This is a genomic window from Sulfobacillus sp. TH-112 (assembly GCF_057473405.1).
Map to the genome: position 1 here is coordinate 1 of NZ_JBYCKN010000003.1, position 9,166 is coordinate 9,166.

A 9,166-nucleotide genomic window follows, 5' to 3' on the forward strand; every position below is an offset into this window, starting at 1 on the left:
ACTCGGATTATTTTGCGGACGGAACGCCGCCGCTACGCATGGATCCCCGAAAAAGCGGTTATCCACAGCGGGTCGAAGGGCACAACGCAAAAAGCTCTACTGGGAATCCACTTGACGCAAGATGAGCGGCGCCTGCGAGAGATGCCCGTAGTGGGCGATATAGTGAGATTGAGAAGCTAACCGCCCAAGGGGAGCACCGCCAGCGGAATATTCTGGCTGTGGTAAAGATGGCGCGCCCGCCATTCGGAGTCCGTCCGGACGTCAATGACGAGAGCTTTCGCTGATATTTGGGCAGCAGATAACGCCTGTGCAAGCAGCACCGCTGGCAAGCCCGTTTTTTTCCATGTCGAAATAGCCATCCAGCCTACCAGCGATCCACCCAAGGAATGGAGGCGTCGCGGACCGGGCCATATTATGATCAGATTTTCCACGAAATCCGAGATCTCTGCAGGAGACTCACCGAGTGCGGCACAAAGCTAACCAGGAAGTCCTATACAGAATGTATATCCAGGACATCTCATTGCGCGAGAATCGGCGAATAGTCGGCCAGCAACCTCTGTTGGAGTGCGGTGTTCGGAGTTTACAGGGGATCCTCCTCAAAGGAGAGTGCCACTCCGTAGCGGGGCTATGAGGCTCGTTTCGCACGGTGGGGGTGGGTTTCGGGCATGCGTCTGGCGATTAAGGCACTCGTGACCAGAACCAGAGCGCCGATACCCGCAATGCTGCCGCGCATTCCGAGGGTCTCCATGAGAAGGCCGAGCAACACGCCACCCACGGCATAGCCTCCGTCGCGCCAAAGGCGGTAGACGCCGAGAATGGCACCTCGGTGTTGCGCAGGCGCCACGTCCGCAACAGCCGCGTTGAGAACAGGATACACCATGGACATCCCCACCCCCATGACGGCAGCTAGCGCTCCCCACGCCCACGGCCCGCGAAGCACCGCCATCCCTATCAGGCCTAAACCCAGGACAGAGAGGCCGCTGACGATGAGCGGTTTGCGGCCAATGTGGTCTGACCACAGGCCCGTTCCAAATTGACCCGCCCCCCAGACTGCGCCATAAATACCGGACAACAGACTAATGGTGAGTAAAGGCATATGCTGGGAAGCAAAATATAATGGTAGCACCCCCCATGCGGTGGTGTCGGCCAACTTATTCACAAATCCCCCGGTCGTCATGCTCGATAACGCCGGATTGCGCCATGTGGTCTCGCCGAAGAGATGGCGCATGGAGGCTGGGGATGGGGCGGAGTGGGCTACCCGAACCCATCCGTGAGTTTCCCGAATGACAGTGAGACTCATTAGTCCGCCGACTATGACTAGCGCAGCCGCCAAGAGAAACGGGCGAGTAGTCAGGTGACCGTGAGCGCCTAACAAGCCTGCCGCAACAGTCGCCCCGGCTACGCCGAGGTATCCCATGCCTTCATTAATTCCCATGGCGAGTCCGCGTTCTGTGGGTTGCACGAGATCCAACTGGGCAGTTACCGTCATGGTCCAAGCTAACCCTTGGTTGGCGCCAAGAAAGATGTTCGCTGCAATAATGGCCCACCATTGATGCACGCCCAACAAGAGGGCAACCATGGGGACGGCCGCCAGCCAGCCTAGACGCAGCACAGGGCGGCGACCGATGTGATCGGACCATCGGCCCGCGCCGAGGTTGATTAACGCCTTGGTTAACCCAAACGAGGTAATGAAGGTTAAGGCTACAGCGGACCCCACGTGATAGACATTGCGTCCCAAGAGCGGAACGACCGTACGTTCCACCCCTAGGGTCGCGCCGACCAGCGCGACATTGATAGCGAGCAATAGAAATTGCCAGCGATTGGGACGGATTCCGTGAATGGGCTGGCCCATCGGATGGTTACCCTCCTTCGGTATTTGCTGCGATAATGGTCTCGAAATTCGGGGGCTTGGGCGGTAGGGTATCCAGAATGAACCGCACGAACTCCACTTGGGTCCGGGGCTGAAGGGCGAGATTGGTACGACGTTCGAATCCGATAGTGGAAACGACCTTTCCACTTAGATCGCGTCCTCACGTGGATCCGGCGAAGGCCCCTGGATAGAGCTCAACGTAGTCCGGCAGTGTCATCAACTTTGCGAGGCTTTGGTATAAATCGATAGCACCATCGTTCGGCGCTAAGTCGGGCCGACCGGCATCGCCAATCATCAGGGTGTGGCCCGAGAGAACAAACCAGGGATCCGGGCCGCGGCGACGGTCGGTCACCACCAGGCTTATGTGGTCAGGCGTGTGGCCTGGGGTGTGCCAGATAGCTACATCGACATTGCCCATGTCCAAGTGGTCGCCATCGCTCACCCTGAGGACAGGATTCGCGACTGCTGCAGTAGTATAGCGGACATACTGTGCTCCGGTAGCTTTCACTAACGCTCGCGACCCGGACTGATGGTCTGCGTGGGTATGCGTATCGATGACATAGAGGAGCGAGAGGCCTGTGTCGTGAAGGGTTTCAAGATACGGGGTAATGTTCGGCAGTGGATCCACCACGGCGGCGACTCCGCGGCCCCCTCAGCCAAAGACATAGGCTGCAGCCACGACCGGTTCTGTGTGCAAAAATTGGCGAAAAATCATCGTCACATCCTCCTTGTTTAGACTATCCCGAGGTTCTATATGCTATCCCGTCCGCTCGGAGACGGGCCAGTCGTGGACTGTCACATCGGTGCGTCGGGCCGTGATTCCCAATGTTTGGAGTACGGCGATGGCATCGCGAGCGTACAGGCAATACCGACCACGACAATAAGCGACAACGGGACGCGGGTCCCGCCACGCTTCGAAGTGACTTGCGACATCTTCTAATGGCACTGAAATGGCACCGGGGAGGTGACCGGCGGCGTACTCCGATGGCGGGCGCACATCAATCAGATAGACCTCGTCCGTGGTGAGTAGCTGCTGCAACTGCTCTGCCGTCACCGGCGCCAAGGTGTCGCGGTCGGTCAGATAGGTTCTGCGCAATTCGCGCACTTCCGCATATAGCCCTTCACTGACGCCGTGGATCTGGCCCAGTAAATCCGCAATGGTGGGACTGGCTAGGCGATAGATGACAAAAGTACCCGTTTTTTGGGTGGTGACCAATTGTGCACGGGCCAAAATCTGCAGATGTTGGGACACATTGGCGACACTTGTCGCAATTTCCTGTGCTAGGGTTTCTACCGTTTTCGGTCCTTGGCTGAGGAGATCCAAGAGTTCCAAGCGTCGTGGACTAGCCAGAGCCTTGCCTACTCTTGCGAACTGGTCATAAACGTGGTCTTTCCATTGTCTATGGAGATCGGACATGAGATCACCCTTTCGAAAGTATTCAATTGATAAACATAATAATTAGCATCGTGATGATTGTCAACGGCATCGGTGAAGTATCACAGTGGGACATTTCCCCTCGATGCCAGAGTACGGGGCTGTCATGCAATGCCTTCAAGCACATGTTGTATAAATCGCCCGATCAATCGCCGTGGGGAGGCATCAATCTACTCCACGATGGCAGTGCGGCTTTTTGCCTAGGTAGCGACGGATGACGACGAAATGGGTGTTTTGTTATGATGACAAGGGACGAACGGAGGAAGGAGAGACGACGGTGATCCGCGAAACAACTTGGCAAAGTGATGTTCGGTGGGCAGAGTGCGATGCGGCGGGCATCATTTATCATGCGCGTGTCCTTGACTGGTTTTCTGAGGGACGAATAGCGTGGCTCAAAGCGCATGGCCTTGACTATTATGAGGTATTGCGTACTCAGGGCATTGAACTTTTAGTGAAGTCGGCTAATGTATCCTTTCATCATACCTTGCGACCCGGCGACCCGATTGACCTCATTACAGACGTGGATCTCCTCACGCCGACTCGGGTGAGCTTCCGTTATCGCATTAGAGCGCCCCAGGATACTTCCCTTTGGGCGGTTGAAGGTCAAACAGAGCATGCTTTTGTGATGAATGGTCGCGCTCGGCGATTAAATCGCGTAGCGCCCGCACTGTTTACGCTATTTGAGCAAAGCCAATAATGTGCGGGCATGCTATGCTGGAGAGCAGGAAAAGGTGATTTTAACAGAGAGAAGAAAGGACGGACTGCTAATGGCTATTCAACCGTATGTGAGTGAACCTTTGACCGATTTTAGTCTACCATCGCACCAACGATTGATGGAAGAGGCGCTACAGCAGGTTAAGCAGCAATTAGGGAAAACATATACCCTCCTCATAGGAGGCCGACACCTATCGACGGAACAGGAGTTAATTTCCATCAACCCCAGTAATCCTGATGAAGTGGTTGGGCGGATCGCGAAGGCGACCAAGGAACATATAGATGAGGCAATCGATGCGGGGTGGGCAGCTTTTGATTCTTGGAGGCGAGTACCGGGTCAAGAACGGGCTCGATATTTGCTGAAAGCCGCTGCCATTATGCGGCGGCGTAAGTTCGAGCTCTCTGCATGGGAGATTTATGAGGCTGGGAAAACCTGGGCGGAGGCCGACGGAGATGTGGCAGAAGCCATCGATTTTCTGGAATACTACGCACGACAAATGGAACGGCTTTCAGGTCCTGTAGCCGTGACGCCGCTTCCCGGTGAAGAGGACACCGCGTTTTATGGTCCGATTGGGGTAGGGGCCATTATCCCTCCCTGGAACTTTCCTTTAGCCATCCTGACCGGAATGAGCAGTGCGGCTATGGTTGCAGGGAATCCCATTGTATTAAAGCCAGCGAGTCCGACACCCGTCATTGCTGCGAAATTCGTCGAGATTATGGAAGACGCCGGCATTCCAGCTGGGGTATTGAATTTTGTACCTGGTGACGGAGGTGTCATAGGCGATCATTTGGTGACCCACCCGCGCACGCGCTTTATTAGCTTTACGGGATCGCGAGAAGTGGGACTTCGCATTAACCGCTTGGCAGCCGAGCCTCGAGAGGGACAGAAGTGGATTAAGCGGGTTGTGGCCGAAATGGGTGGGAAAGACGCGATTCTCGTGGATGAGACCGCCGATTTGGACGCGGCGGCTACCGCCATTGTGCAGTCGGCTTTCGGGTTTCAGGGGCAAAAATGTTCTGCTTGCTCACGTGCGGTCTTGGTAGACGCGATCTATGATCAGGTAGTGAATCGTGTCGTCGAGCTTACTCGTGCCTTGAAAGTGGGCGACGCCCAAGACCATCATAATCATATGGGTCCTGTGATTGATAAAAAGGCCTATGAGAAGATCCAATCCTATATCGACTGGGGACGTGAGCATGCGAAAATGGTGGCGGGAGAGGAAGCTGTCCCGTCCAAGGGATATTTTCTTCCACCGACCATATTTGCCGAGGTTGAGCCTGGTTCGAAGTTGGAACAGGAAGAAATATTTGGGCCTGTCTTGGCGGTGATTCGTGCGCGTGACTTTGAAGAGGGGCTTCGCATTGTGAACGATACAGAATACGGGCTGACGGGAGCGCTTTTCTCAAACAGGCGGGATCGCATTGAGCGCGCTTTACAGGAATTTGAAGTCGGTAATCTCTACATTAATCGCAAATGCACCGGGGCAGTCGTCGGAGCACACCCTTTTGGCGGATTTAATATGTCGGGAACGGACTCCAAAACAGGCAGTCCAGACTACCTGCTGCTCTTTATGCAGATGAAGGCCGTGGCGGAAAAATATTAGGGTAGCGTAGATATCCCATCATTCTCGCCGACGAGGACGGGAATGATGGGATACCTCTTATTGCGGCCTAGAATTGCGCGTTGGTCGAGGAAGAACGGTTGAATTCCAACACTTGGTATGACGGTAGGCGCGAGGGCCGCGGGCTTTTCGCGCCTGCCTGTTGACGGAGAATAGCCCGCATGTTAGTCTGACTTATCATAATTTCGTGGCGGATTGGCCGGAGGTGCTGACCCTTGCGTATTGACACGTTGACTCGATAACTTCGAGGGAGACTATGGGTCTTCTCGTGAAGGAGGACCATCGATGATCGTGATACGCTGTAGGGTTAGTATTTTATTTTGCGGATTCGCTGGCTTGCGGACTGAGCATCGAACTCTTCTCACCGATAGCCCTCCTCATCTCCATCCTCCTGCGCCAGGGCGAAAGATTCGTTCACCTCCCAGCCCAAATGCTCCATTCCCAATAGATAATGCTGAGGCACCGTGCGGCATGCTCGCTAACCGTTCAACGAGCACGGCCCAGTGTCGATGTGTCATGGAACAATTGGAAGGGGAGATTGACTTGGGAAGTCGAGAAGAGAGGAAGCCGCCTGTTTTAGGGATTGAACAGGTGTCATTAATGCAGAGGTTGGCACAGGAAGTGACCGTCTTACGTCCGGAGGTGTTGGCAGGCGGTGCCACTGTGGGCGAACTAGCTTGGCAATTTGGTAAAGATTCGGCGGTGATTGGTGACCGTTGGCGATACCGTTTGTGGCCACGGCCGGGCACGAGGGATCAATTGGACGCTTGGGCTTGGATGTCACTTCCGTTCACCGTTTCGCGTAGCGACGGGTCATCCGTTACATCAGAAACGGCGAATTTGACATGGCAGGTTCATCCGAATCATTCAGAACTACTCGATGACATTCTGGATTGGTTTGCCGGGCAAGCGGCAGGTCTTGATCAGAGCGTGATACCTCAAGACGGGGACGCCGATATGCTGGCCCGCCTTCCGTTACGTGGATATACATTGGATGCCGATGAGGGAGGCGACGATGGCCTCTGGCATCAATTTAATCGGCGATCGCTTGAAGGTCTCGAGAGAGCCGCCCTACCTCATGGATTTCATTTCCGGACGGCAGCAGAGGTTGGGCCGATGGCCGCTACTCGGGCGCATGTGGAGGCGTGGTATCCATCAACCTTTAACGAGACCAGCATGGCTGGAGTACAAGCCGCATGGCCCTACTCCGACGACCTGCACGTGCTCATCGAGGCCCCTGATGGCAGACTTGTAGCCAGTGCCATCATTTGGTTCGATCCGGTGAGTCGTACAGCAGAATTTGAGCCAGTGGGGACGCATCGTGCCTTTCGGCGCCGAGGATTGGCTACCGCATTAATGTGGCATGGGATGCAAAAAGCCCGCGATGCGGGCGCAGAGACGATGTTGGTCGCCTGCGTTGGTGCTGCAGGAAGACCGGCCGCTCGTGATTTATATTACAGTGTTGGTTTTCAGCCGTTTGCGCGCGATGTTCCATATATCAAGAGAAGTCGGTAGGGGTCGATGGCGTCGTCAGGGAGGGGAATGATCCGCCACAGAAGTGTGGTCGTGAGCCATCTAGAGGCCATCGGAGGCGGTCCACGGTGAGCGATACATGTCATCTTTCTCTTTGGAAGACCGTCCCTCTCCTACCCGAACAGCAGTCGATACGGCATGGCTGAGAGACGACGAGTGGAATGGTTGTCTCTCAGCGATGACCGTGAGGCTTGAGCGTCGGTTCAGATTAGCCGCCATTCGATCAATATGCGCCGGGCATGTTCTCACGGTATATCAGAAGTGCGAGTTAGATCCATGGCCTGTCAGTCATGACGGGGCTATGAAACGTTGATCGGACCGGTTCTATCCACACGAAAGGGCACCCGTTCAAAGACAAAATGTTCGCCTAGGGCCCACCAGGTATGGGTGCTGGTGTGTTCAAGAAAAGCGCGATCATGACTCGCGACAATGAGGGTGCCAGGGTACTCAACAATGAGCCGTTCTAGGGCTTCTCGCATGCGAACGTCAAGATGGTTGGTTGGTTCATCTAAGAGCAGTGCTTGAGACGGGGTCATGAGGGTCTCGAGAAGCTTTAAGCGGGCTCTTTCTCCCCCCGACCAGGTGTCCAGTGTCTGCGTCCAGAGCGATTCGACAATGCCGAACCGGGCCCCGAGATAGTAGATTTGTTCGCGTTCCCACCCTAAATCAAAGGCGTAATCCATTGCCAGAACACCGTCCGGCAACTCTTGCACAGCGCTTTGGGTGAGATACACCGGGGTGATATCGGCATTCCAATGACTATCCTTCGAGCGAATCAGTTCTTCCAATAGGGAGGTTTTTCCGGTTCCGTTGGCGCCAACTAGAGCGATACGGGCGTTGAGAGGAATGGAAAGAGAAATCGGTCGCCAGTCCCGACTACCACGGGTAATCTTGAGATTATCTAGTTTTAGCGCGGGCAAATGACCCACACGCTCCTCCCCTTGATGGGTTAAGGCTAAGGACCGCATATTTACGGCGGTGGACTTGGGAGGGGCAGTTTGGGTGATTCGATCGAGCTTCTTTTGTCGACTTTGCGCTTGGCGTGCCCGTGTGCCTGAGCGCCAACGGTCAATGTAGGCTCGCAGCCGAGCTTCTTCCTCTTGTTGTCGTTGCCACTGCAACGCCTCGAGGCGGAGGCGCTCTTCGCGTACCCTTTGATATTGCGTCCAATTGCCACTGGTAATCCAAAAGCTCCCATCTTCCCAACTCATGGTGCGTGTGGCCACATGATCGAGAAAGGCGCGATCGTGAGACACGATGATCATCGCGGCCGAACTGGCTTTGATGGTGTCTTCCAGCCAAGCAATGGTTTGAATATCTAAGTGGTTGGTGGGTTCATCCATGAGCCAGATTGAGGCTCCCGAAAGAATCAATGCGAGCAATGATAGTCGATGCTGCTCTCCTCCGGAAAGATGTGCGGTAGACTCTTGCCACCTGTGCGGTGGGAAGCCCAGTTTTTGTAGCGCCGTTTTGACGCGCGAGTCCCATTCGTAACCGCCCATAGCCTGATACGTCTCAGATAGTTTTCCCCATCGACTCACTAAATCATCCATAGACTCATCTTGGTTGGGGTCAGCCATTTGTGATTCTAATTGCTTTAAGTCCTGTTCAACAATTTGTAGTGCAGGGTTTGCTAGGTTAGCCACATCGTAAATGCACTGCTGGTCTTGAGGACGCCACTGTTCTAGACGTCTTATCGTTAACGTATCTGTACGCTCCACTAGACCCTTAGTAGGGTCAACCTCGCCTGTGATAGTGCGAAGAAGGGTGGTTTTACCCATGCCGTTTGGGCCAACCAGCGCGATTCGATCACCGGGCGAAAGATTGAATGTGACGTGATCCACAATGGCTTTTCCGCCAATGCTGATACTGACGTCTTGGAGTGAAACTGATGCCATATCCGATGTCCCAGCCTTAGTAAAGATGTTTTTTCTTCTATGATACACTAAACGCTGATTGAAAAAGATTGTATGATGGCTTGTTTTTTGGATG

9 protein-coding genes are annotated in these 9,166 nt (G+C 54.5%); 4 read left to right on the plus strand and 5 right to left on the minus strand.

What is annotated here, in order from left to right; genetic code table 11:
• Nucleotides 1-180, plus strand: a 180-nt coding sequence (locus tag ACOJWD_RS00255) for a hypothetical protein (RefSeq protein WP_486991208.1), incomplete at its 5' end; no start/stop codon positions are given.
• Here ACOJWD_RS00255 and ACOJWD_RS00260 read toward each other — a convergent pair.
• The 4 genes from ACOJWD_RS00260 to ACOJWD_RS00275 form a co-directional block, all read right to left on the minus strand.
• Nucleotides 177-359 (minus strand): hypothetical protein, encoded by a 183-nt coding sequence (locus ACOJWD_RS00260; protein ID WP_486991209.1) that lies wholly within the window; start codon nt 357-359, stop codon nt 177-179. The two genes, ACOJWD_RS00255 and ACOJWD_RS00260, sit on opposite strands and share 4 nt — an antisense overlap.
• A 266-nt stretch (nt 360-625) precedes the next feature.
• A complete protein-coding gene (locus ACOJWD_RS00265) occupies nt 626-1,852 on the minus strand; it encodes an MFS transporter (protein WP_486991210.1) in 1,227 nt (408 codons plus the stop codon).
• Between the two features lie 178 nt (nt 1,853-2,030).
• Nucleotides 2,031-2,501: an MBL fold metallo-hydrolase gene (locus ACOJWD_RS00270; protein WP_486991211.1), complete on the minus strand. Its 471-nt coding sequence runs from the start codon at nt 2,499-2,501 to the stop codon at nt 2,031-2,033.
• A 126-nt stretch (nt 2,502-2,627) separates the two neighbouring features.
• The gene (locus ACOJWD_RS00275) at nt 2,628-3,287 is read right to left on the minus strand and encodes an ArsR/SmtB family transcription factor (protein WP_486991212.1); all 660 of its coding nucleotides are present in this window, start codon (nt 3,285-3,287) and stop codon (nt 2,628-2,630) included.
• 232 nt (nt 3,288-3,519) lie between these two features.
• Here ACOJWD_RS00275 and ACOJWD_RS00280 point away from each other — a divergent pair, with 232 nt between their 5' ends.
• From ACOJWD_RS00280 to ACOJWD_RS00290, 3 genes are all read left to right on the plus strand, one after another.
• Entirely contained in the window at nt 3,520-4,002 is a 483-nt protein-coding gene (locus tag ACOJWD_RS00280; protein ID WP_486991213.1) for an acyl-CoA thioesterase, read from the plus strand.
• A gap of 70 nt (nt 4,003-4,072) precedes the next feature.
• The gene (gene pruA / locus ACOJWD_RS00285; protein ID WP_486991214.1) at nt 4,073-5,623 is read left to right on the plus strand and encodes an L-glutamate gamma-semialdehyde dehydrogenase; all 1,551 of its coding nucleotides are present in this window, start codon (nt 4,073-4,075) and stop codon (nt 5,621-5,623) included.
• A 534-nt stretch (nt 5,624-6,157) separates the two neighbouring features.
• The gene (locus ACOJWD_RS00290; RefSeq protein WP_486991215.1) at nt 6,158-7,156 is read left to right on the plus strand and encodes a GNAT family N-acetyltransferase; all 999 of its coding nucleotides are present in this window, start codon (nt 6,158-6,160) and stop codon (nt 7,154-7,156) included.
• Between the two features lie 317 nt (nt 7,157-7,473).
• Here ACOJWD_RS00290 and ACOJWD_RS00295 read toward each other — a convergent pair.
• The coding region (locus ACOJWD_RS00295; protein WP_486991216.1) for an ABC-F family ATP-binding cassette domain-containing protein at nt 7,474-9,166 on the minus strand (1,693 nt) is incomplete at its 5' end.